The sequence below is a fragment of the Nocardioides endophyticus genome (genome assembly GCF_039543845.1).
GTDB classification, from domain to species: Bacteria; Actinomycetota; Actinomycetes; order Propionibacteriales; family Nocardioidaceae; genus Nocardioides; species Nocardioides endophyticus.
In genome coordinates this window covers 81,291-103,617 of sequence record NZ_BAABKN010000002.1, presented here as the reverse complement: position 1 = coordinate 103,617, position 22,327 = coordinate 81,291, and the positions used below count along the sequence as shown (strand labels likewise).

General features: G+C 69.2%; 20 protein-coding genes and 1 pseudogene. 5 read left to right on the top strand and 16 right to left on the bottom strand.

Features of this window, described 5'->3' with window-relative positions; genetic code table 11:
* The 4 genes and pseudogenes from ABEA33_RS00745 to ABEA33_RS00730 form a co-directional block, all read left to right on the top strand.
* Positions 1 to 561, top strand: a pseudogene (locus ABEA33_RS00745) (2-oxoacid:acceptor oxidoreductase subunit alpha); the annotation flags it as partial.
* Complete coding sequence (locus tag ABEA33_RS00740; protein WP_425577276.1) at positions 558 to 1,673, top strand: 2-oxoacid:ferredoxin oxidoreductase subunit beta; 1,116 nt, start codon at positions 558 to 560, stop codon at positions 1,671 to 1,673. The pseudogene ABEA33_RS00745 and the gene ABEA33_RS00740, both read left to right, overlap by 4 nt.
* A 169-nt stretch (positions 1,674 to 1,842) precedes the next feature.
* Positions 1,843 to 2,754 carry an EamA family transporter RarD gene (gene rarD, locus ABEA33_RS00735; RefSeq protein WP_345524593.1) on the top strand — a complete coding sequence of 304 codons (912 nt, stop codon included), beginning with the start codon at positions 1,843 to 1,845 and terminating at the stop codon, positions 2,752 to 2,754.
* 22 nt (positions 2,755 to 2,776) lie between these two features.
* Positions 2,777 to 3,619 (top strand): SDR family NAD(P)-dependent oxidoreductase, encoded by an 843-nt coding sequence (locus tag ABEA33_RS00730; protein WP_345524592.1) that lies wholly within the window; start codon positions 2,777 to 2,779, stop codon positions 3,617 to 3,619.
* A gap of 62 nt (positions 3,620 to 3,681) precedes the next feature.
* Here ABEA33_RS00730 and ABEA33_RS00725 read toward each other — a convergent pair whose 3' ends face one another.
* From ABEA33_RS00725 to ABEA33_RS00650, 16 genes are all read right to left on the bottom strand, one after another.
* On the bottom strand, positions 3,682 to 4,686 hold the full coding sequence (locus ABEA33_RS00725) for a polyprenyl synthetase family protein (RefSeq protein ID WP_345524591.1): 1,005 nt from the start codon (positions 4,684 to 4,686) through the stop codon (positions 3,682 to 3,684).
* Entirely contained in the window at positions 4,683 to 6,281 is a 1,599-nt protein-coding gene (gene nuoN / locus ABEA33_RS00720; protein ID WP_345524590.1) for an NADH-quinone oxidoreductase subunit NuoN, read from the bottom strand. The genes ABEA33_RS00725 and nuoN overlap by 4 nt, the downstream gene beginning before the upstream one ends.
* A complete protein-coding gene (locus ABEA33_RS00715; RefSeq protein WP_345524589.1) occupies positions 6,281 to 7,816 on the bottom strand; it encodes an NADH-quinone oxidoreductase subunit M in 1,536 nt (511 codons plus the stop codon). Before ABEA33_RS00715 ends, nuoN begins: the two co-directional genes overlap by 1 nt.
* Positions 7,813 to 9,744 carry an NADH-quinone oxidoreductase subunit L gene (gene nuoL, locus ABEA33_RS00710; protein WP_345524588.1) on the bottom strand — a complete coding sequence of 644 codons (1,932 nt, stop codon included), beginning with the start codon at positions 9,742 to 9,744 and terminating at the stop codon, positions 7,813 to 7,815. Before nuoL ends, ABEA33_RS00715 begins: the two co-directional genes overlap by 4 nt.
* 11 nt (positions 9,745 to 9,755) lie before the next feature.
* Positions 9,756 to 10,055: an NADH-quinone oxidoreductase subunit NuoK gene (gene nuoK / locus ABEA33_RS00705; protein ID WP_345520812.1), complete on the bottom strand. Its 300-nt coding sequence runs from the start codon at positions 10,053 to 10,055 to the stop codon at positions 9,756 to 9,758.
* Entirely contained in the window at positions 10,052 to 10,879 is an 828-nt protein-coding gene (locus tag ABEA33_RS00700; RefSeq protein ID WP_345524587.1) for an NADH-quinone oxidoreductase subunit J, read from the bottom strand. The genes nuoK and ABEA33_RS00700 overlap by 4 nt, the downstream gene beginning before the upstream one ends.
* A complete protein-coding gene (gene nuoI / locus ABEA33_RS00695; RefSeq protein WP_345524586.1) occupies positions 10,879 to 11,457 on the bottom strand; it encodes an NADH-quinone oxidoreductase subunit NuoI in 579 nt (192 codons plus the stop codon). Before nuoI ends, ABEA33_RS00700 begins: the two co-directional genes overlap by 1 nt.
* Complete coding sequence (gene nuoH, locus ABEA33_RS00690) at positions 11,457 to 12,755, bottom strand: NADH-quinone oxidoreductase subunit NuoH (protein WP_345524585.1); 1,299 nt, start codon at positions 12,753 to 12,755, stop codon at positions 11,457 to 11,459. Before nuoH ends, nuoI begins: the two co-directional genes overlap by 1 nt.
* Positions 12,752 to 15,172: an NADH-quinone oxidoreductase subunit G gene (locus ABEA33_RS00685; RefSeq protein WP_345524584.1), complete on the bottom strand. Its 2,421-nt coding sequence runs from the start codon at positions 15,170 to 15,172 to the stop codon at positions 12,752 to 12,754. Before ABEA33_RS00685 ends, nuoH begins: the two co-directional genes overlap by 4 nt.
* Positions 15,169 to 16,494: an NADH-quinone oxidoreductase subunit NuoF gene (gene nuoF / locus ABEA33_RS00680; RefSeq protein ID WP_345524583.1), complete on the bottom strand. Its 1,326-nt coding sequence runs from the start codon at positions 16,492 to 16,494 to the stop codon at positions 15,169 to 15,171. The genes ABEA33_RS00685 and nuoF overlap by 4 nt, the downstream gene beginning before the upstream one ends.
* Positions 16,487 to 17,251, bottom strand: a complete 765-nt coding sequence (gene nuoE, locus ABEA33_RS00675) for an NADH-quinone oxidoreductase subunit NuoE (RefSeq protein ID WP_345524582.1) — start codon at positions 17,249 to 17,251, stop codon at positions 16,487 to 16,489. The genes nuoF and nuoE overlap by 8 nt, the downstream gene beginning before the upstream one ends.
* Positions 17,248 to 18,582: an NADH-quinone oxidoreductase subunit D gene (locus ABEA33_RS00670; RefSeq protein ID WP_345524581.1), complete on the bottom strand. Its 1,335-nt coding sequence runs from the start codon at positions 18,580 to 18,582 to the stop codon at positions 17,248 to 17,250. Before ABEA33_RS00670 ends, nuoE begins: the two co-directional genes overlap by 4 nt.
* Positions 18,582 to 19,295 carry an NADH-quinone oxidoreductase subunit C gene (locus ABEA33_RS00665; protein ID WP_425577275.1) on the bottom strand — a complete coding sequence of 238 codons (714 nt, stop codon included), beginning with the start codon at positions 19,293 to 19,295 and terminating at the stop codon, positions 18,582 to 18,584. The genes ABEA33_RS00670 and ABEA33_RS00665 overlap by 1 nt, the downstream gene beginning before the upstream one ends.
* Positions 19,292 to 19,846 (bottom strand): NuoB/complex I 20 kDa subunit family protein, encoded by a 555-nt coding sequence (locus tag ABEA33_RS00660; protein WP_345524580.1) that lies wholly within the window; start codon positions 19,844 to 19,846, stop codon positions 19,292 to 19,294. The genes ABEA33_RS00665 and ABEA33_RS00660 overlap by 4 nt, the downstream gene beginning before the upstream one ends.
* 35 nt (positions 19,847 to 19,881) lie before the next feature.
* Positions 19,882 to 20,241, bottom strand: a complete 360-nt coding sequence (locus ABEA33_RS00655) for an NADH-quinone oxidoreductase subunit A (RefSeq protein ID WP_345524579.1) — start codon at positions 20,239 to 20,241, stop codon at positions 19,882 to 19,884.
* 340 nt (positions 20,242 to 20,581) lie between these two features.
* Entirely contained in the window at positions 20,582 to 21,271 is a 690-nt protein-coding gene (locus ABEA33_RS00650; protein WP_345524578.1) for a demethylmenaquinone methyltransferase, read from the bottom strand.
* Positions 21,272 to 21,429: 158 nt separating this feature from the next.
* Here ABEA33_RS00650 and ABEA33_RS00645 point away from each other — a divergent pair, with 158 nt between their 5' ends.
* Entirely contained in the window at positions 21,430 to 22,320 is an 891-nt protein-coding gene (locus tag ABEA33_RS00645; RefSeq protein WP_345524577.1) for a L,D-transpeptidase family protein, read from the top strand.
* Positions 22,321 to 22,327: the final 7 nt, after the last annotated feature.

Sequence of the window (22,327 nt, the reverse complement as noted above, 5' to 3'; positions counted from 1 at the left end):
GCCATCCCCGGCACCCCCGGCCTCGAGCACCGCATCGGCGGCCTCGAGAAGGGCGAGGGTCACGGCAACATCTCCTACGACCCAGCCAACCACGACCTGATGGTCCGGACCCGGCAGGCGAAGGTCGACCGGATCGCCGACTCGCTCCCGCCACTGGTCGTCGACGACCCCTCCGGCCCCCCCGGAGCAGGCACGGCGAAGGTCCTCGTGATCGGCTGGGGCTCCACCTACGGCCCGATCGGCGCCGGCTGCCGCCGGGTCCGCAAGGCCGGCTACCAGGTCGCCCAAGTGCACCTGCGCCACCTCAACCCGTTCCCGAAGGACCTCGGCGAGATCCTCAACAGGTACGACAAGATCCTCGTCCCCGAGATGAACCTCGGCCAGCTCTCGCTGCTCATCCGCGCGAAGTACCTCGTCGACGCCATCGGCTACAACCAGGTCAACGGCATGCCCATCAAGGCCGCCGCCCTCGCCGAAGCCATCGGCGGCCTCGTCGCCGAAGCCGAGGGCATCACCGTCGACCTCACCCCCGCCCCCATCGCCGAGGAGGCGAGCAAGTGACCACCACGTCAACAGCTGCCGAGAACCTGCCCTTCCCCGGCCTGCGATCAGGAGTCGAGCTGGTCCCGACCAACGACCAGCCCCAGACCGGCAAGGAGTACACCTCCGACCAGGAGGTCCGCTGGTGCCCCGGCTGCGGCGACTACGCCGTGCTCAAAGCCGTCCAGGGGTTCCTGCCCCAGCTCGGACTGCGCCGCGAGAACATCGTCTTCGTCTCCGGCATCGGCTGCTCGTCGCGGTTCCCCTACTACCTCGACACCTACGGCATGCACTCCATCCACGGCCGCGCGCCGTCGATCGCGACCGGCATCGCCACCGCCCGCGAGGACCTCTCGGTCTGGGTCGTCACCGGTGACGGCGACGCCCTCTCCATCGGCGGCAACCACCTCATCCACGCCCTGCGCCGCAACGTCAACATGACGATCCTGCTCTTCAACAACCGGATCTACGGCCTCACCAAAGGCCAGTACTCCCCCACCTCCGAGGCCGGCAAGATCACCAAATCCACCCCCATGGGCTCACTCGACCACCCGTTCAACCCCGTCTCCCTCGCCCTCGGCGCCGAAGGGTCGTTCGTGGCCCGCACCATCGACTCCGACCGCAAGCACCTCACCTCCGTGCTGTCCGCCGCAGCCGCCCACCGCGGCACCTCGATCGTCGAGATCTACCAGAACTGCCCCATCTTCAACGACGGCGCATTCGACGCCATCAAGAACCCCGACACCAAAGCCGACGCCATCATCCCGCTCGTGCACGGCGAGCCGATCCGGTTCGGCACTCCGTCGTCTTCTGGGGAGGGGTCCAAGGGCCTGATCCGCGACAGCGAGACCGGTGGCGTGAAGGTCGTCGAGGTGGCCGATGTCGGCGAGGACGCCATCCTCGTCCACAACGCGCACAACCCCGACCCCACCATGGCCTTCGCCATCTCACGACTGACCGACTCCGGCTACCTCAACCAGTCCCCGATCGGGATCTTCCGCCAAGTCGAACGCCCGACCTACGACGACGGCGCCCGCGGTCAGATCGCCTCCGCACGGCAGGCCACACCAGGCAGCCCGAGCGAACGGCTCGCGAAGCTCATCGGCGGCGGCGACACCTGGACGGTCGTCTAGCGGGACGAGGTCGCGACCGGCGTGTCGAGACCCAGTCACTGACGCACCAACACACAAAGGGTCCCCGCCCGAGAGCGGGGACCCTTTTGTGATCTGCACAGCGTGTGTCAACGCACCCGGCTGCATACCCATTGGCGGCAAGCCCTAACCACCCACCTATCCTGAGCGCGTGCCAGACGCCCGTCGCGGATTGCTCTTCGGGGTCGCGGCGTACGCGATGTGGGGACTCTTCCCGCTCTACTGGCCGCTGCTCGAGCCGGCCGGAGCGTTCGAGATCCTGGCCCACCGGGTGCTGTGGTCCTGCATCACGATGTTCGTGCTCATGCTGCTGCTCCGGCGTGGCCCGCAGCTGCGCGCGATCTGGCGCGACCGGCGGGTGCGGCTGCTGCTGACCGTCGCCGCCTTCGTCATCAGCGTCAACTGGGCGACCTACATCTGGGGCGTCAACAACGGCCGCGTCGTCGAGACCTCACTCGGCTACTTCATCAACCCGTTGGTGACCGTGCTGATGGGCGTGGTGATCCTGCACGAGCGGCTGCGGCCGCTGCAGTGGGTCGCGATGGGCATCGCGACGACCGCGGTCATCGTCCTGACCCTGGACTACGGACGGCTGCCGTACGTCGCGCTGGTGCTGGCCTTCACCTTTGGCAGCTACGGGCTCTGCAAGAAGACCGCCAACGTCGGTGCGACCGACAGCCTGACCTACGAGACAGCCGTGATCGCACCGTTCGCGCTCGCGTACGTCGGTTGGCTCGGCGCGACCGGCGGCTCCAACTTCGCCAACCACGGGCTCGGCCACTCGCTGCTCTTCATGACCACCGGCATCATCACCGCCATCCCACTGATCTGCTTCGGCGCCGCAGCCACCCGGGTCCCCATGGTGACCCTCGGGCTGCTGCAGTACCTCGCCCCGATCCTCCAGTTCGCCCTCGGCGTGCTGTGGTTCCACGAGGACATGCCCGTGGGCCGCTGGGCCGGCTTCGTGCTGGTCTGGATCGCGCTGGTGATCTTCACCGTCGAAGCCGTCAACCACCGGCGGCGGCAGCTGCGGCTGGCGGTCGAGGCCACCACCGCCGCGTAGGCACCTCGCCTACGCTCGGCGCATGAGCGATCAGACGATGGCGGGCCGTACGGTCCTCGTGACCGGGGCGAGTGACGGGATCGGGGCCGAGACCGCCCGGGCGCTGGCCGCCCGGGGCGCGACCGTCCACGTGACCGGACGGTCGGCCGACAAGCTCCGGCCGGTCGCCGAGGCAGTGGGCACCGAACCGCTGATCGCCGACTTCTCCCGTTTGGACGACGTTCGTCGCCTCGCCGCGCAGGTCGGCGAGCGGGTCGAGACGCTCGACGTGCTGATGAACAACGCCGGCGGGACCTTCGCGCCTGCCGCGAAGACCCGCGACGGGCACGAGCCCAACTTCCAGATCAACCACCTGGCGCCGTACCTGCTCACGAACCTGCTCCGTCCCCAGCTCACTGCCGCCGGCCAGTCACTGGTCGTCAACACCTCGAGCGTAGGCAACCTGATGGGCAAGATCGTGCTCGACGACCTCGACTACGAGCACCGCCGGGCGTTCGAGTTCCCGGCGTACGGCACCGGCAAGCTGATGAACATCGTCTTCACCCGCGGCATCGCCCAGCGGTGGTCCGACGACGGCGTGGTCTCGGTCGCCGTCCACCCCGGACCGGTGGGCAGCTCGTTCGGCCGCGACTCGTGGCTGGTCGGTCTCGCCTACCGCTCACCGCTCAAGCGATGGGCGACGATCAGCGTCCCCGACGGCGCGGCGCCCCTGATCGCCCTCGCCGAGCGCGGCCCCGACCCGGAGGTCAACGGGCGGTACTTCGACCGCTTCAAGGCCGACGGGCGCGAGAGGAGGCAGGCCAGCGACCAGGCGGTCATCGACGGTCTGTGGGAGCGGTCTGCGGCGTTGGTCGAGCTCAGCTGACCTCAGGACGTCATACGGATAGTGCGTCCCGCGCCACTGTTCGTATGACGTCCCGCGCCAGATCAGGCAGAGCGAGTGGCGACGATGTCGGCGAACGCCTCGAGGGCGGCGCGGACCGGCCCCTGGGGTACGGCGGCGAGGTGCTGCTTGGCCTCGGTGGCGCGGGCGACGACGTACGCGCGGGCCTGGTCGAGGGCCGGGTGCTTGCGGAGGAGGCCGAGCGCCTCTGCGTGGAGGTCGTCGTCGGTCAGCTCGCCGGCGAGGAGCTCGAGCAGGCGAGCGTCGGCGGGGTCGGTGGACGCCTGAGCCATCAGCACCGGAAGCGTGGGGACTCCCTCGCGCAGGTCGGTGCCAGGCGTCTTCCCGGACTCGCCGGAGTCGGAGGCGATGTCGAGGATGTCATCGGAGAGCTGGAAGGCGCAGCCGACGATCTCGCCGTACGCCGTCAGCGCCTCCTCGACTTCGCGGGAGGCACCGCCGAAGCGGGCGCCGTAGCGGGCGGAAGTGGCGATCAGCGAGCCGGTCTTGCCGGCGACGACCTCGAGGTAGTGCTCCAGGGGGTCCTCCCCCGGCTGCGGGGCGACGGTCTCGAGGATCTGGCCCTCGACGAGCCGGGTGAAGGTCTGCGCCTGGATCCGGACCGCGTCGCCGCCGAGCTCGGCGGTCAGCTCGGAGGACTTCGAGAAGAGGAAGTCGCCAGTGAGGATCGCGACGTGGTTGCCCCAGCGCGTGTGCGCGGCGACCGCACCCCGCCGCAAGTCGGCCTCGTCCATCACGTCGTCGTGGTAGAGCGAGGCGAGGTGCGTCAGCTCGACCACGCACGCGGCCGTGATGACCTCGTCGGAGTCCGGACGGTCCCCCACCTCGGCGGCGAGCAGCACCAACAGCGGCCGGAACCGCTTGCCGCCGGCCTCCATCAGGTGACTGGCGGTCTCGGTCACGAACGCGGCCCGGCTGCGGACGTGCCCGGCCAGCGCCTCCTCGACCAGCGCCAAGCGCTCATGCAGCCGTGCTGCGAGCGCGTCGTCGCCGACGGGGAGTGCGAGAGCGGCAGATCCGGACGTCACCTGAGGAATTGTCCAGCATGGTCCGCCAAGGTGAGAACCGGGCCGGGTACGACGCCCAGGAGGACCGTCGCGGCGAGGCCGACGGCGATCGTCGCGGAGGTCAGCAACGACGGCCTCGCGACGCTGGCGAGCTCGCCCGAGTCGGGTGCGACGTCGACGAAGAACATCAGCACGATCACCCGGACGTAGAAGAAGACGGCGACGATGCTGCACAGGATGGCGGCGACCACGACCGGCCAGGCGCCGGCCGACAAGGCGACCGTGAAGACCGCCCACTTGCCCACGAAGCCGGCGGTCAGCGGGATGCCGGCCATCGACAGCAGGAAGAACGCGAACAGACCGGCCACCAGCGGGGAGCGGCGACCGAGTCCCTGCCAGCGGGCGAACGTCGACGCCTCGCCCGACGAGTCGCGCACCAGGGTGACCACGGCGAAGGCGCCGAGCATCGCGAAGCCGTACGTCGTCAGGTAGAAGAGCACGGCCTGCATCGAGGTGACCTCGCCGTCGGACAGCTCCGTGGCCTGCTGGACGCCGAGGACGCCGGTGAGCAGGAAGCCCGTGTGCGCGATCGAGGAGTAGGCGAGCATCCGCTTCATGTCGGTCTGGACGACCGCGAGCACCGCGCCCACGACCATCGTCAGGATCGCGATGACCCACAGCATCGGCTGCCAGGTCCAGCGCTCCGAGCCGAAGGCGACGTAGAAGAGGCGAAGGATCGCACCGAAGGCCGCGATCTTGGTGCCGGCCGCCATGAACGCGGTGACCGGCGTCGGCGCGCCCTGGTAGACGTCGGGGGTCCACGAGTGGAACGGCGCCGCGCCGACCTTGAAGAGCAGGCCGACCGACAGCATGCCGATACCGATCAGCAGGAGCGACTGGTTGGTCAGGTCGTTGCGGACCGCCTCGTTGATCTCGGCGTACTGCATCGAGCCGGCGAAGCCGTAGACCAGGGCGACGCCGTACAGGAAGAAGCCGGAGGAGAAGGCGCCGAGCAGGAAGTACTTGAGTGCCGCCTCCTGGCTGAGCAGCCGGCGCCGCCGGGCCAGCCCGCAGAGCAGGTAGAGCGGCAGCGACAGCACCTCGAGAGCGACGAAGAGCGTCAGCAGGTCGTTGGCCGACGGGAAGAGCATCATGCCGAACACGGCGAACATGAGCAGCGGGTAGATCTCGGTGTGCTCGAGGCCGCTCTTGGACGCCTGGCGCTCGGCCTCGGTGCCGGGCAGCGCGGCGGCCTGGCCGGCGAACGCCGACACCCCGCCCTCGAGTCGGCGCTCAGCGAAGAGGAGTACGCCGCCGAGCGCGACGATCAGGATGAGTCCCCAGAAGAAGACGGCCGGGCCGTCGACGGCGATGGTGCCCTCGACGTCGACCGCTCCGCGGGCAGCGCCGTCACCGTGCACGGTCAGGTCGCGGGCGACCATCACCGTGCCGACCAGGGCAGCGACGATGCCGGCGCCGGCGAGCACGGTCTGCACCAGGAAGCGGTGCGCACGCGGGACGAACGCCTCAACGACCACGCCGACGCAGGCGACGCCGAAGACGAGGATGAGGGGCCAGATGTCGGCGTACTCGATGGTGGGCTTGACGAAGTCCATCAGTGAGCACCTTCCTCGGCCGCGGGTACGGTCGGCGGGTCGTCGGTCACCCCGACGTGCTGGAGCAGCGAGTCGACGGTCGGGTTGACGGCGTCGAGCATCGGCTGCGGGAAGAAGCCGAAGAAGACCAGGGCGGCGATCAGGGGCACGACGGCGATCAGCTCACGCCGGTCGAGATCACGCATGCCCTCGTCCGCGGGGACCGCCGGACCGGTCATCGTGCGCTGGTAGAGCCAGAGCACGTAGACGGCGGCGAGCACGATGCCCGTGACGGACACGGCACCGACCCACCAGTGGTAGTCGAAGGCCGCGATCATCACCAGGATCTCGGAGACGAACTGGCTCAGGCCGGGCAGGCCCAGGGTGGCCAGACCCGCGATCAGGAAGAGCCCGGCGAGGACGGGCGCGCGCTTCTCGACGCCGGTGATCTCGCTGATCAGCGAGGTGCCCTTGCGCTTGATCAGGTAGCCCGCGATCAGGAACAGCGCGGCCGTCCCGACGCCGTGGTTGACCATGTAGAGGATCGAGCCGGAGCCGCCCTGAGTGGTCAGCGCGAAGATGCCGAGCGTGATGAAGCCGAAGTGGCTGAGCGACGTCAGACCGATCAGGCGCAGGATGTCGTCCTGGCCGATGGCGAGGAACGCGCCGTACACGATCGAGATCAGCGCCAGCGTCATGACGACCGGCGTCGCCCACTCCGAGGCACCCGGGAAGATGCCCAGACAGAAGCGCAGCATCCCGAAGGTGCCGATCTTGTCGAGGATGCAGACCAGCAGCACGCTCGTGCCGGGCGTCGCCTTCTCGGTGGTGTCGGCCAGCCAGGTGTGCAGCGGGAAGAGCGGCGCCTTCACGATGAACGCGATCATGAAGCCGACGAAGAGCCAGCGCTCCCAGGTCGTGCTCATGTCGAGCTGCTGCAGGTCGGAGAGCAGGTACGACGGAGAGCCCGCATCAGCGGAGACGACGTAGAGCCCGATCACCGCGGCGAGCAGCACCAGGCCGCCGCCGAGCTGGTACATCAGGAACTTCAGGGCGGCGTTGCCGCGCCCCTCCTTGCCGAAGCCACCGATGAGGAAGTACGCCGGGATCAGCGTGGCCTCGAAGACGACGTAGAAGAGGAAGACGTCGGTCGCGGCGAAGACGCAGAGCGCGAAGGCCTGGAGCGCCAGCGCCCAGGCGAAGAACGCCGCCGGGTTGCGACCGTCGGCCTCGTGCCATGACGCCACGAAGACGACCGGGACGAGCGCGACGGTCAGCAGGATCATCATCAGGCCGAGTCCGTCGACGCCGAGCGCGTAGTGGACGCCGAGCGGCTCGATCCAGTTGTGCGTCTCAGTGAGCTGCATGCCGTCGCCGTCGCCGTTGCTGTACTGCGTCGCGATCGCGATGCCGACAGCGGCAGTGAGGAGCGCGAAGGCAAGCGCGACCTGCTTGGGCAGCGCGGTCTCCCGGGTCGCCTTGGGCAGGAGCGCCGTGACCAGCGCGCCGACGAGCGGCACGACGATCAGCACGGTCAGCCAGGGGACGTCAGTCATGCGAGGTTCACCGCCAGGAGAGCGAGGGCGACGATCAGCGCGCCGACGAGGATGGACAGGGCGTACGAGCGGACGTAGCCGTTCTGCACGCGTCGGGCGAACCCGGCGAACAACCCGACCGCGATCGGGCCGCCGGTGAGCACGCCGTCGACGGCGTGCTTGTCGGTGGCGAGCAGCGCCGTGGTGAGGTTCCTGCTCGGGTTGACCACGAGGGTGTCGTTGATCGTGTTGCCGTAGAGCTCCTCACGGCCTGCGCGGGTCACGAACGAGACGTCCTGCGGAGCCTCGCGGGGCACGTCGCGCTTGCCGACCAGGAGCCAGGCCAGGGCGACGCCCACCGCGACCACGCACAACGCGAGGAGCGTGACGCCGAGTGCCGGGATCGGTGGGTCCTCGTGCGGCGCTGTGCCGACGACCGGGGCGAGGAAGTCGACGATCCAGTCGCCGATCAGGACCACGCCACCGAGCACGGACAGGGCCGCGAGCACCATCAGCGGCACGGTCATCACCGAGGGCGACTCGTGCGGGTGGACGTCCTTCTCCCATCGCTTCTCGCCGAAGAACGTCATCAGCATCAGCCGGGTCATGTAGAAGCCGGTGACACCGGCGCCGGCCAGCGCGCAGAGGCCGACCAGCCAGTTGTCGGCCAGCGCCGTCTCGATGATCTTGTCCTTCGACCAGAAGCCGGAGAAGCCCGGGAACCCGATGATCGCGAGGTAGCCCATCGCGAAGGTCAGGTAGGTGACCGGCATCGCCTTGCGTACGGCGCCGTAGTGGCGCATGTCGACGTCGTCGTCCATGCCGTGCATCACCGAGCCGGCACCGAGGAACATGTTGGCCTTGAAGAAGCCGTGCATCAGCAGGTGGAAGATCGCGAACGCGTAGCCCGCGACGCCGAGGCCGGCGGCCAGCATCATGTAGCCGATCTGGCTCATCGTCGATCCGGCCAGCGCCTTCTTGATGTCGTCCTTCGCGCAGCCGATCCAGGCTCCCCAGAAGATGGAGATCACAGCCACGACCACCACGGCGGTCTGCGCGTGCGGGGCGAGGTCGAAGATGAAGTTGGAGCGCACGACCAGGTAGACACCGGCGGTCACCATGGTCGCCGCGTGGATGAGCGCCGAGACCGGGGTCGGGCCCTCCATCGCGTCCAGGAGCCAGGCCTGCAAGGGGAACTGGGCGGACTTGCCACAGGCGCCGAGCAGGAGCAGCAGGCCGAGGATCGTCACCGTGGTCGACGACGCGTCACCGGCTCCGGCGCTGATCACCGTGAAGCTGGTCGAGCCGAAGGTGATGAAGAAGAGCATGATCGCGAGCGACAGCCCCATGTCGCCAACGCGGTTGATCACGAAGGCCTTCTTGGCGGCGGCTGCTGCGGTCGGCTTGTGCTGCCAGAAGCCGATCAGCAGGTACGACGCCAGGCCGACGCCCTCCCAGCCGAGGAAGAGGCCGAGGTAGTTCTCCGAGAGGACCAGCATCAGCATGGCCGCGACGAAGAGGTTCAGGTAGCCGAAGAACCGGCGACGGCGGGGGTCGTGCGCCATGTAGCCGATCGAGTAGACGTGGATCAGCGATCCGACGCCGGTGATCAGCAGCAGGAAGAGCGCCGACAGCGGGTCGTAGAGCAGGTCCATGCCCACGTCGAGGTTGCCGGTCTCGAACCAGGTGTAGAGGTTCTGGACCACCTGACGGTCGTCGTCCGCGCGGCCGAGCAGCGAGATGAACATCGCCAGCGAGATCGCGAACGACCCGATCGGCAGCAGCGTGCCGAGCAGGTGCCCCCACTTGTCGGTGAACCTCCCGCCGATGAGCAGGACCGCGGCGCCGGCCAGCGGCAGCGCGATCACCAGCCAGAGCAGGCCGAAGACACCTTCGGCGGAGGTCGGGTCGACCACAGGGATCGAGGACCCTCCGTGCAGAGCAATCATCAGTCAGGCCCCTAGAACTTCAGCAGGCTGGCGTCGTCGACCGAGGCCGACCGCCGGGTCCGGAAGATGGTCATGATGATCGCGAGCCCGACCACGACCTCGGCCGCGGCCACCACCATCACGAAGAAGGCGGCGATCTGGCCGTCGAGGTTGCCGTGCTGCTTGGCGAAGGCGACCAGAGCGAGGTTGGAGGCGTTGAGCATCAGCTCGACGCACATGAACACCACGATGGCGTTGCGGCGGGTGAGGACCCCGACGCAGCCGATGGTGAAGAGGATCGCGGACAGTACGACGTACGCCTGGATGTTCACTGGTCGCCGCCTCCCGTCGCGGGTGCTTCCTCGGTGGTCGAGGCGGGCGCGGAAGGCGCGCCGCCGGCGTGCGGCGACCAGCCGATCTGCTTCTCGATCTCCTCGATCGCGTCGGCGGTCGCAGGCGCCGATCGGATGGTGCCTCGGGCCACCAGGACGCGAGACACGGAGGACGGGGCGGCGGTGCCGTCGGGCAGCAGGGCCGGGGTGTCGACCGCGTTGTGGCGGGCGTAGACGCCCGGAGTGGGCAGCGGGCCGGGGTGCTTGCCCGACTCCGCGTAGTCCCTGATCCGCTGGGCGGCGAGCTCGGGCTGACGCGCCTTCGGGGTGAGCCGCTCGCGGTGGGCGAGCACCATCGCGCCGACCGCAGCGGTGATGAGCAGGGCGCTGGTGGTCTCGAACGCGAAGACGTAGCGGGAGAACAGGATGTCCGCGAGAGCCTGGATGTTCCCGTTGGCGTTCGCGTCGTCCAGGCCGACCGCCGTACCCAGCGAGATCTGGCCGAGGCCGACGATCAGCACCGTGCCCAGCGCGATGCCGCCGACGATCGCGAGCGCCCGCTGGCCGCGGATCGTCTCGACCACCGAGTCGGAGGCGTCGACGCCGACGAGCATCAGCACGAAGAGGAACAGCATCAGGATCGCGCCGGTGTAGACGATGATCTGCACCGCGAAGAGGAACGGCGCCTCGAGGGCGGCGTACAGGATCGCCAGCGAGATCATCACGACCGCCAGCAGCAGCGCGGCGTGCACGGCCTTGCGGACGAAGAGGATGCCGAGGGCCGCGATCACCATGATCGGCGCGAGGATCCAGAAGGCCACCATCAGGCGTCACCACCCTGCGTCGGCGCGGGCGCAGAGAACTCCCCGCGGTAGTAGGCGCCCTCGTCGTCGCCGAGGAGCATCGCGTGCGGCGGCTGCTCCATGCCGGGCAGCAGCGGGGCCAGCAGGTCGGACTTCTCGTAGATCAGGTCCGCGCGGTTGTTGTCGGCCAGCTCGTACTCGTTGGTCATCGTCAGCGCCCGGGTCGGGCAGGCTTCGATGCACAGGCCGCAGAGGATGCAGCGCAGGTAGTTGATCTGGTAGACGCGGCCGTAGCGCTCACCGGGGCTGAAGCGGCCCTCGCCGTTGGCGTCGTCGTCGTTGGACGCTCCCTCGACGTAGATCGCGTCGGCCGGGCAGGCCCAGGCGCACAGCTCGCAGCCGATGCACTTCTCGAGTCCGTCGGGCCAGCGGTTGAGCTGGTGCCGACCATGGAAGCGGGGCGCGGTCGGCAGCTTCTCGAAGGGGTACTGCTCGGTGACGACCTTCTTGAACATCGTGCGGAACGTGACCCCGAAACCCGCGACGGGGTCCCAGAGCTGCTCCTTCATGGACTTCGACTGTGACGTCGGCTTGGCCATCAGGCTTCCCCTCCGGAGACGGTGGAGCTCGGGCTGCTGAACGTGAGCGGCTGGGCGGCACCGCGGACCGCACCGCCGGCAGGCATCGGCGGCACCGGGAACCCGCCCGGCGTCGCGACGGCCTCGGCGGTCTCGGACTCGTCCTCCGACTCCCCGATGAAGAAGAGGACCAGGAAGATCACCGCGAGGACGCCGATGCCGATCAGCAGCCACTTCCGGTCGATGCCACCCTCGAGCGAGATCGAGCGGATGGTCGCGACGGCGACGATCCACACCAGTGCGATCGGGATCAGCCGCTTCCAGCCGAACGCCATGAACTGGTCGTAGCGCAGTCGCGGCAGCGAGCCGCGCAGCCAGATGAAGACGAAGATGAAGAAGAGGACCTTGCCGAAGAACCAGATCACCGGGACGTAGCCCTCGTTGGCGCCGGCCCAGACGCGGTCGATCCAGAACGGCGCGTGCCACCCGCCCAGGAAGAGCGTGGTCGCGAGCGCGGAGACCGTCGCCATGTTGATGTACTCGGCGAGGAAGAAGAGCGCGAACTTCAGCGAGCTGTACTCGGTGTGGAAGCCACCCACCAGCTCGCCTTCGGCCTCCGGGAGGTCGAAGGGGGCGCGGTTGGTCTCGCCGACCATCGCGATGCAGTAGATGACGAACGACGGCGCGAGGATCAGCCCGAACCACAGGTCGTCCTGGGCCTTGACGATCTCGGACGTCGACATCGAGCCGGCGTACAGGAAGACCGCGACCAGGGCGAGGCCCATCGCGACCTCGTAGGAGATCATCTGGGCGCTCGAGCGCAGGCCGCCGAGCAGGGAGTACGTCGAGCCGCTGGACCAGCCACCGAGCACGATGCCGTAGATGCCGATGGACGCGATCGCCATCACGAAGAGGACCGCGACCGGCATGTCGGTCAGCTGGAGCGGCGTCTCCTGGCCGAAGAAGTTCACCTCGGGGCCGAACGGGATCACCGCGAAGGTCACGAAGGCCGGCACCGTCGCGAGGACCGGCGCGATCAGGAAGACCAGCTTGTCGGCGGCCTTGGGGGTGAGGTCCTCCTTGAGCGCCAGCTTCACGCCGTCGGCGAGCGACTGCAGCAGGCCGAAGGGGCCGTGCACGTTGGGGCCGATGCGGTGCTGCATGCGAGCCACCACGCGGCGCTCCCACCAGATGTTGAAGAGCGTGAGCAGCACCAGGATCACGAAGATCATGAGGGTCTTGATGAGGATGACCCACCAGACGTCGTGCCCGAAGTCCGACAGGTCGGTGTCGGCCGTCGCGATCATCGGGAGGTTCATGCGTCGGATCCCTTCGCGATCGAGACCCGGCTGCCAGGCGAGGCCAGATCGGCCAGCACGCCGTTGCCGAACGAGTTGGCCGGCAGCCAGACGACGTCGTCGTCGAGGTCGGCCGGCTCCGCCGGCAGCGTCACCGACCCACGGTCGCCGGTGAGGGTGACGGTCGGCCCGTGAGCGTCGTACGTCGTGGTCGAGACGCGCGCGACCGGTCCACGACCGGTGGCGCGGTAGGCCTTGTCGCCGTCCTGCATCGAGCCGTTGTCGACGAGCAGCTTCCACGTCGAGATCGCGAGGCCATCGGTGGTTGAGGGGCGAGCGGAGCGAGCCTCGAACCCAGTGAGTACGGCGCGGTCGCCGTCCCACGGACCCATCTCCTCCATCTCGGCCCGCGCCTCGACGATGGTGCGGAACCCGAGCGGGCGGCCCAGCTCCTCGGCGATGCCGGCCAGGATGCGCAGGTCGGGCAGCGAGCTCGGGCTGGAGAAGACCGCGTCGAAGCTGCGCGGACGGCCCTCCCAGGTGACGAAGATTCCGGACTTGTCGACCGTCGGCGCGACCGGGAAGACCACGTCGGCGGCCCGGGTCACGTCGGTCTCGCGCAGCTCGAGCGCCACGACGAACGACGCGGCCGCGATGGCGGCGCGGGTCGCGGCCGGGTCGCTGGTGTCGTCGGGATCGACGCCACCGATGACCAGTCCTCCGAGCTCACCGGACCCTAGGGCGGCGACGATCGCGTCGGCGTCGCGGCCGACGCTCTCGGGCAGGTGGGCGACACCCCAGTCGGCGGCGGCGTCGACGCGGGCGGCGGCGTCGGCGACCGGACGGCCACCGGGGAGCAGGTTGGGCAGGCAGCCGGTCTCGACCGCACCGCGGTCACCGGCACGACGCGGGACCCAGGCGAGCCGGGCACCGGTCTTGGCGGCCAGGGAGGCGGCGGCGCTGAGTGCACCGGGCACCGTCGCGAGCCGCTCACCGACGAGGATCACGGCGGTGCTGTCGACGCCGTACTCACCCTGCTGGACGAGCGCCTCGATCGCGGCAGGCTCGGCGCCGGGCGCGGTGCGGACCAGGTGGCCGCCCATCTTGGCGAGACCGCGCGTGGCGTACGGCGCAATCGCGACGACCCGCGTGGTGCCGTGCATCGTCGCCTTGCGCAGCCGCAGGAAGATCGTGCCGGCCTCGTCCTCGGGCTCGAGCCCGACGAGCACAACGGTGCTCGCGGTCTCCAGGTCGGCGTACGTCACGGTGCTGCGCAGCACCACCTCGGCGGCGAGGAACGCCGCCTCCTCGGCTGAGTGCGGGCGGGAGCGGAAGTCGATGTCGTTGGTGCCGAGGGCGACCCGGGCGAACTTGCTGTAGGCGTAGCCGTCCTCCGCGGTGATGCGGCCGCCGGTCAGCACACCGGTGGCGCCTGCCGCCTGGAGCCCGCGGGCGGCGACGGCGAAGGCCTCGGGCCACGACGCGGGCCGCAGCTCGCCCCGCCCCCCGTCCGGCAGAGCGTCGCGCACCTGGGGGTAGCTGAGCCGGTCGGCCTCGGTGGCGTAGTGGAACGCGAAGCGGTCCTTGTCGGTGATCCACTCCTCGTTGACCTCGGGGTCGTTGCCGGCGAGCCGGCGCATCACCTTGCCGCGACGGTGGTCGACCCGGATCGCCGAGCCACACGAGTCGTGCTCGGCGATGCTCGGCGAGGAGACGAGGTCGAACGGGCGGGACCGGAACCGGTAGTCGGCGCTGGTCAGCGCACCGACCGGGCAGATCTGGATGGTGTTGCCCGAGAAGTACGAGTCGAACGGCTCGCGCTCGTAGATGCCGACCTGCTGAAGGGCCCCGCGCTCGATCAGGGCGATGAACGGGTCGCCGGCGATCTGCTCGGAGAAGCGGGTGCAGCGGGCGCAGAGCACGCACCGCTCGCGGTCGAGCAGCACCTGGGCGCTGATGTTGATCGGCTTGGGGTAGGTGCGCTTGACCCCACCACCGGCGGAGAAGCGGGACTCGCCGCGGCCGTTGGACATCGCCTGGTTCTGCAGGGGGCACTCGCCGCCCTTGTCGCAGACCGGGCAGTCCAGCGGGTGGTTGATCAGCAGGAACTCCATGATCCCCTGCTGCGCCTTGTCGGCGACCGGGCTGGTGGCCTGGGTGTTGACGACCATGCCCTCGGCGACCGGCAGCGTGCAGGAGGCCTGCGGCTTGGGGAACCCTCGGCCGTTGCCGGCGTCGGGGATGTCGACCAGGCACTGGCGGCAGGCGCCGACCGGCGCGAGCAGCGGGTGGTCGCAGAACCGTGGGATCTGGACGCCGACCTGCTCGGCGGCGCGGATCACCAAGGTGTCCTTCGCGACGCTGACCTGGACGCCGTCGATGGTGAGCGTGACCAGGTCGGTCTTCTCCGGAGCCCCGTTGTTGGGTGCCAGTGTCATGCCGTCACCTCCTGTCCTGCCCAGGCGGTCGATCGGGCGGGGTCGAAGGGACACCCGCCCTCGGTGAGGTGCGCGACGTACTCGTCGCGGAAGTATTTGATCGAGCTCATGATCGGGCTGACCGCACCGTCGGCGAGCGCGCAGAACGAGCGGCCGAGGATGTTGTCGCACTGGTCGAGCAGCAGGTCGAGGTCGGCCTCGCTGCCCTGCCCCTTCTCCAGCGCCGTGAGCGTCTGCACCAGCCACCACGTGCCCTCACGGCACGGGGTGCACTTGCCGCAGGACTCGTGCTTGTAGAACTCGGTCCACCGCAGGGTCGCGCGTACGACGCAGGTCGTGTCGTCGAAGATCTGCAAGGCGCGGGTCCCGAGCATGGAGCCGGCGGCGCCGACCCCTTCGAAGTCGAGCGGCATGTCGAGGTGCTCGGCCGTCAGCAGGGGCGTGCTGGAGCCACCCGGCGTCCAGAACTTGAGCTCGTGGCCCTCGCGGATGCCGCCGGCCAGGTCGATCAGCGTGCGCAGGGTGATGCCGAGTGGCGCCTCGTACTGACCCGGCTGCTGCACGTGACCGGACAGCGAGAAGATCCCGAAGCCCTTGGACTTCTCGGTGCCCATCGACGAGAACCAGCCGTGCCCGTGCTCGATGATGCTCGGCACCGACGCGATCGACTCGACGTTGTTGATGACGGTCGGGCTGGCGTAGAGGCCGGCGACCGCAGGGAACGGGGGGCGCAGGCGGGGTTGGCCGCGGCGGCCCTCGAGCCCCTCGAGCAGGGCGGTCTCCTCGCCACAGATGTAGGCGCCGGCGCCGGCGTGGACGACCACGTCGAGGTCGAAGCCCGAGCCGTGGATGTTCTTGCCGAGGTGGCCGGCGAGGTAGGCCTCCTGCACCGCACGCTGGACGCGGCGGATGACGTGGAGCACCTCGCCGCGGATGTAGATGAACGCCTGGTTGGCGCGGATCGCGTAGGAGCTGATGATGACGCCTTCGACCAGCGTGTGCGGGCTGGCCATCATCAGCGGGATGTCCTTGCACGTGCCCGGCTCGGACTCGTCGGCGTTGACCACGAGGTACTTCGGCTTCCGTCCTGCCTCTGTTGCAGCATCCTGCGGGATGAAGCCCCACTTCATGCCGGTGGGGAAGCCGGCGCCACCGCGGCCGCGCAGGCCGGACTCCTTGACTTCGGTGATGACGTCGTCGGGCGCCATCGCGAAGGCCTTGTCGAGGGCGGCGTAGCCACCGCGCGCGGCGTACGAATCCAGCGTCCAGCTGCGGTCGTCGCCCCAGTTGTCGGTGAGGACCGGGGTGAGCACGTCAGTCATCGCTGCCCTCCTCCTGGTTGGTCTCGGTCTCCGCGCGCGAGGTGTCGGCCTGCTCGACCGCCTCCTGCTTGGTGTCGGCCGTGCGACCGCTGCCGCTGTCGGTACCGGGGTGCGGCGCGGTCCAGCCGCGCTCGCGGGCGATGCCGAGCCCGACCAGCGACGCCGGTCCGGCGGCCGGGCCGTCGTCGGCGAGGTCGTCGGGGAAGCCGGCGAGCACCCGCTCGGCCTCACGCCAGGTGACGATGCGCGGGCCGCGGGTCGACTGGACCTCGGCACCGGAGCGCAGGTCGTCGACCAGGGAGACGGCCGACTCCGGGGTCATGTTGTCCATGAACTCCCAGTTGACCGTCATCACCGGCGCGTAGTCGCAGGCCGCGTTGCACTCGATGTGCTCCAACGTGACGCTTTTCTTCCCGGGCGCGTCCTCGGTCGTCTCGTCGTTGCCGACGTCGAGGTGCTCCTTGAGCCGCTGGAAGATCGCGTCACCACCCATCACCGCGCAGAGCGTGTTGGTGCAGACCCCGACGTGGTAGTCGCCGACCGGGCGGCGCTTGTACATCGTGTAGAACGTCGCGACGCCGCTGACGTCGGCGGCCGTGATGCCCAGCACCTCGGCGCACGCCTCGATGCCCTCGGGGGTGATTCGACCCTCGACCGACTGCACGAGGTGCAGCATCGGCAGAAGGCCCGAGCGCGGCTCGGGGTAGCGGGCGCCGATCGCGCGCAGCTCGTCGTACGTCTCCGGAGCAAGGCTCATCGGTCGACGCCTCCCATCACGGGGTCGATGGACGCGATCGCGACGATGACGTCGGCGACCATGCCGCCCTCACTCATCACGCTCGTGGCCTGGAGGTTGGTGAACGACGGGTCGCGGAAGTGCGCCCGGAACGGCCGGGTGCCGCCGTCGGAGACGACGTGGGCACCGAGCTCGCCGCGCGGCGACTCGATCGGCACGTAGGCCTGTCCGGTCGGCACCTTGAAGCCCTCGGTCACCAGCTTGAAGTGGTGGATCAGGGCCTCCATCGACTCACCCATGATGTGCCGGATGTGGTCGAGGCTGTTGCCCATGCCGTCGCTGCCGATAGCGAGCTGGCTGGGCCAGGCGATCTTCTTGTCGGCGACCATGACCGGGGCGCCGTCGAGCTTCGCCAGCCGGTCGGCGGCCTGCTCGATGATCTTGAGCGACTCCCACATCTCGGCGAGGCGCACCCGGAACCGGCCGTAGGAGTCGGCCGTGTCCCACGTCTGCACGTCGAAGTCGTAGGTCTCGTAGCCGGAGTACGGCTGGGTCTTGCGCAGGTCCCAGGGGTAGCCGGTGCTGCGCAGCACCGGGCCGGTGAGGCCGAGCGCCAGGCAGCCCTCGAGGTCGAGGTGGCCGACGCCCTCGAGGCGGGCCTTGAAGATCGGGTTGGCGTTGCAGAGGTCGGCGTACTCAGGGAGCCGCTTCTTCATCAGGGCGATGAAGCTGCGGATCTCGTCGAGCGCGCCGGGCGGCAGGTCCTGGGCGACGCCGCCGGGACGGATGAACGCGTGGTTCATGCGCAGCCCGGTGATCAGCTCGAAGAGGTCGAGCACCAGCTCGCGCTCGCGGAAGCCGATCGTCATCACGGTCAGGGCGCCGATCTCCATGCCGCCGGTGGCGATGCAGACCAGGTGTGAGGAGATCCGGTTGAGCTCCATGAGGAGGACCCGCATCACCTGCGCCTTCTCGGGGATCTGGTCCTCGATGTCGAGCAGCCGCTCGACGCCGAGCACGTAGGTCATCTCGTTGAAGAACGGCGAGAGGTAGTCCATCCGGGTGCAGAACGTGACGCCCTGGACCCAGGAGCGGTACTCCATGTTCTTCTCGATGCCGGTGTGCAGGTAGCCGATGCCGCAGCGGGCCTCGGTCACCGTCTCGCCCTCGAGCTCGAGGATCAGCCGGAGCACGCCGTGCGTCGACGGGTGCTGCGGGCCCATGTTGACGACGACCCGCTCGTCGGCCTCTTCAGCGAGACCGTCGACGATCGAGTCCCAGTCCTGGCCGGTGACGGTGAAGACCCGGCCCTCGGTGGTCTCGTTGGCGCCTGCGTACATGTCCTGAGTCATCAGTTGTAAGACCTCCGCTGGTCGGGCGGCGGAACCGTCCCACCCTTGTACTCCACGGGTATGCCGCCCAGCGGGTAGTCCTTGCGCTGGGGGTGGCCCGGCCAGTCGTCGGGCATCAGGATGCGAGTCAGAGCGGGGTGACCGTCGAAGACGATCCCGAACATGTCGTAGGTCTCGCGCTCGTGCCAGTCGTTGGTGGGGTAGGTCGCCACGATCGACGGGATGTGGGGGTCGGCGTCCGGTGCGGTGACCTCGACCCGGATCCGGCGGTTGTGCGTCATCGAGAGCAGGTGGTAGACCGCGTGCAGCTCGGCGCCGGTGTCGTCGGGGTAGTGCACGCCGCTGACACCCGAGCAGAGCTCGAAGCGCAGCCGCGGCTCGTCGCGCAGCACTTTCGCGACGACCGGCAGGTCCTCGCGGCGTACGTGGAAGGTGATCTCGCCGCGGTGGATCACCACGCGCGGCGTCGCGACCTCGAGACCCGCGTCGCGACCGGCCTCCTCGAGGGCGTCAGCCACCTCGTCGAACCAGCCGCCGTACGGCCTCTGGGCGTCGCCGGGGTAGACGATCGCCTGGGTGAGCCCGCCGTACCCGCTGGTGTCGCCGCTGCCGTGGATGCCGAACATCCCCTGGCGTACGCCGACGGCGTGCACCTCGCCGGACTGGGCCGGCAGGTTCTCGGGCGTCTCGTCGGTGTGATCGGACTCTGTCACCGCAGCTGTCCCCTCATCTCGGACGTCGGCAGCGCGCGCAGCGCCGCGGTCTCGAGCTGCTCGATCTCCAACGCGCGGTTGACGCCGAGCTTGGTGCTCTGCACCTGCTCGTGCAGCTTGAGGATCGCGTCGATCAGCATCTCGGGCCGCGGCGGACAGCCGGGCAGGTACATGTCGACGGGCACGACGTGGTCGACGCCCTGCACGACGGCGTAGTTGTTGAACATGCCGCCGCTGCTGGCGCACACGCCCATCGCGAGGACCCACTTGGGGTTGGGCATCTGGTCGTAGATCTGGCGCAGGACCGGTGCCATCTTCTGGCTGACCCGGCCGGCCACGATCATCAGGTCGGCCTGGCGCGGGCTGGCCCGGAAGACCTCCATGCCGAAGCGCGCGAGGTCGTACTTGGGTCCACCACTGGTCATCATCTCGATGGCGCAGCAGGCCAACCCGAAGGTGGCGGGCCAGAACGACGCCTTGCGCATGTAGCCAGCGACGCCCTCGACGGTGGTCAGCAGCACGCCGCTGGGGAGCTTCTCTTCGATACCCATTGGTCAGTTACCTCTCTGAGGGCGCATTGCGGGCCTCAGTCCCATTCCAGGCCGCCGCGGCGCCATACGTAGGCGAAGGCGACGAAGACGGTGGCGATGAAGATGACCATCTCGACCAGACCGAAGAGCTTCAGTGCGTCGAAGCGCACGGCCCAGGGGTAGAGGAAGATGATCTCGATGTCGAAGACGATGAAGAGCATTGCGGTGATGTAGTACTTCACCGGGAAGCGCCCGCCGCCGACCGGCTGGGGCGTCGGCTCGATGCCGCACTCGTAGGAGTCCAGCTTGGCGCGGTTGTAGCGCTTGGGACCGACGAGTGCGCTCATCGCGACGGAGCCCACGGCGAACAACGCCGCGAGGAGAGTCAGCGCCAAGACCGGCGTGTACAGATCCATGCCTCGCGATTCCTTCCTCTGCCCGCAGCGCCCGACTCGGTCCGGAAGGGGCCGATTTTGTGACTTTGTGAACTGAATCACTAAGTGGCGCGGAACACAGTTAACCACTCCGAATGGGCAGGCGCACGCAGGGGTCGGCGTGCCGGGCGGATTGGGGACGAAGGTCCCGAAGTCCACGCTGACCTGGGGATTTAGCCCATGCTGGCGTGCCTTAATTCGGGACGTCGTTGCGCGAGCAGCGAGCGCCAGCGAGCGTCGTCGAGACCCCGCAGCCAAGCAGGTCGGTCGAGCATCGGGGTTTCGAGACAGGCGCCAGCGCGCCCTCCTCAACCACCGAGGGTCAGCGGGTGGCCCGGTGCAGGGCGACGATCCCGCCGGAGAGGTCGCGCCACTGGGGGCTGTCCCAGCCCGCGCCGGCGATCAGATCGGCGAGGCCGCGCTGGTCCGGCCACGCCCGGATCGACTCGGCGAGGTAGACGTAGGCGTCCGGCGCCGAAGAGACGGCGCGCGCGATCGGGGGCAGCGCCTTCATCAGGTACTCGAGGTAGACGGTGCGGAACGGCGCCCAGGTCGGGTGGCTGAACTCGCAGACGACCAGGCGTCCGCCGGGGCGGGTGACCCGGCGCAGCTCGCGGAGTCCTGCCTCGGGGTCGACGATGTTGCGCAGCCCGAAGGAGATGGTGACCGCGTCGAAGGTCTCGTCGGCGAAGGGCAGCTGGGTGCCGTCGCCGGCGGTGAAGGGCAGGTGCGGCTTGGCCTTCTTGCCCACCTGCAGCATGCCGAGCGAGAAGTCGCACGGCACGACGCTCGCGCCGCGGTCGGCGAAGGGCTGGCTCGACGTACCGGTGCCAGCGGCCAGGTCGAGGACCCGCTCCCCCGGCTGCGGGTCGACCGCCGCGATCACGGCCTTGCGCCAGTTGCGGTCCTGGCCGAGCGACAGGACATCGTTGGTGACGTCGTAGCGCCGAGCGACCGAGTCGAACATGCGACGGACGTCGGACGGCTGCTTGTCGAGCTCTGCGCGGACCACGCGCCGAGAATACGGGGAGCGGCACGGGGACGCTCCGGCGGTCCCGCGCCGGATAACGGCTCGGTATCGCCGTCAGGAACTCGCCGACGAGATGCAACCGGACGGCCCGCCCGGGCGTCACCCTGGAGTCCGACTCACCTACTTCCCCGGGAGAGCTCATGCTGTTCCTGCGTCGCCTGCTGCTCGTGCTCGCCGCGGCGGCCCTGCTGTGCGCCGGGGCGTTCGTCGCGGGCTACGCCTTGAGCGACGATCCGGCGGCAGGTCCGACCGCGACCGGCACGCCCGGTGCCCCGGTCGAGCCCAGCCCCGTCACCACGCCGACCACGGCTCCGACCACATCGCCGGTCGAGCCGGTCACCACGCCGGCACCGCTCACGAAGCCGAGGCCGAAGCCGCTCGAGCCCGGGCCGCGGCTGCTCGGCCCCAGCGACTCCGGGGCGCAGGTGCGTGACCTCCAGGCCCGCCTCAAGCAGATCGCGTGGTTCGAGGCCGACGTCTCCGGCACGTACGGCGACCTGACGCGCGATGCCGTCCGCGGCTTCCAGGCCAAGCGCGAGATCCCGGTGACGGGCGAGGTCGACCAGCGCGCCCTCGACCGGCTCCACGCCATGACCTCGCGGCCTACCACCGCCGAGCTGCACGACCGCGGCACTCTGTCCGGCAACCGGCCAGGCGCGCTCGACCCGCGCTGCCGGGTCGGCAGGGCGCTGTGCATCGACAAGTCCAGCTCCACGGTTCGCTTCGTCGTGGGCGGGAAGGTGCAGCAGACGCTCGATGCCAGGTTCGGCGCGTCCGGCACGCCGACCCGCGAGGGCGTCTTCCACGTCTATCTCAAGAGCGCCGACCACGTGTCCAAGCTCTACGGGTCGTCGATGCCGTTCGCGATGTTCTTCTCGGGAGGCCAAGCCGTGCACTACTCCTCGGACTTCGCCTCTCGGGGGTACGGCGGCGCCTCGCACGGCTGCGTCAACATCCGTGACTACGACGGCGTCGCCCATCTCTTCGACCAGGTGCGGGTCGGCGACAAGGTCATCGTCTACTGGTCCTGACCGGGTG

Bases quoted from the DNA above. Each gene is read 5' to 3' on its own strand.
- ABEA33_RS00730 (WP_345524592.1), top strand. From the start codon at position 2,777: ATGAGCGATCAGACGATGGCGGGCCGTACGGTCCTCGTGACCGGGGCG.
- nuoN (WP_345524590.1), bottom strand. From the start codon at position 6,281: ATGGACTTCGTCAAGCCCACCATCGAGTACGCCGACATCTGGCCCCTC.
- ABEA33_RS00715 (WP_345524589.1), bottom strand. From the start codon at position 7,816: ATGACTGACGTCCCCTGGCTGACCGTGCTGATCGTCGTGCCGCTCGTC.
- nuoL (WP_345524588.1), bottom strand. From the start codon at position 9,744: ATGATTGCTCTGCACGGAGGGTCCTCGATCCCTGTGGTCGACCCGACC.
- ABEA33_RS00700 (WP_345524587.1), bottom strand. From the start codon at position 10,879: ATGGTGGCCTTCTGGATCCTCGCGCCGATCATGGTGATCGCGGCCCTC.
- nuoI (WP_345524586.1), bottom strand. From the start codon at position 11,457: ATGGCCAAGCCGACGTCACAGTCGAAGTCCATGAAGGAGCAGCTCTGG.
- nuoH (WP_345524585.1), bottom strand. From the start codon at position 12,755: ATGAACCTCCCGATGATCGCGACGGCCGACACCGACCTGTCGGACTTC.
- ABEA33_RS00685 (WP_345524584.1), bottom strand. From the start codon at position 15,172: ATGACACTGGCACCCAACAACGGGGCTCCGGAGAAGACCGACCTGGTC.
- nuoF (WP_345524583.1), bottom strand. From the start codon at position 16,494: ATGACTGACGTGCTCACCCCGGTCCTCACCGACAACTGGGGCGACGAC.
- nuoE (WP_345524582.1), bottom strand. From the start codon at position 17,251: ATGAGCCTTGCTCCGGAGACGTACGACGAGCTGCGCGCGATCGGCGCC.
- ABEA33_RS00670 (WP_345524581.1), bottom strand. From the start codon at position 18,582: ATGACTCAGGACATGTACGCAGGCGCCAACGAGACCACCGAGGGCCGG.
- ABEA33_RS00660 (WP_345524580.1), bottom strand. From the start codon at position 19,846: ATGGGTATCGAAGAGAAGCTCCCCAGCGGCGTGCTGCTGACCACCGTC.
- ABEA33_RS00655 (WP_345524579.1), bottom strand. From the start codon at position 20,241: ATGGATCTGTACACGCCGGTCTTGGCGCTGACTCTCCTCGCGGCGTTG.
- ABEA33_RS00645 (WP_345524577.1), top strand. From the start codon at position 21,430: ATGCTGTTCCTGCGTCGCCTGCTGCTCGTGCTCGCCGCGGCGGCCCTG.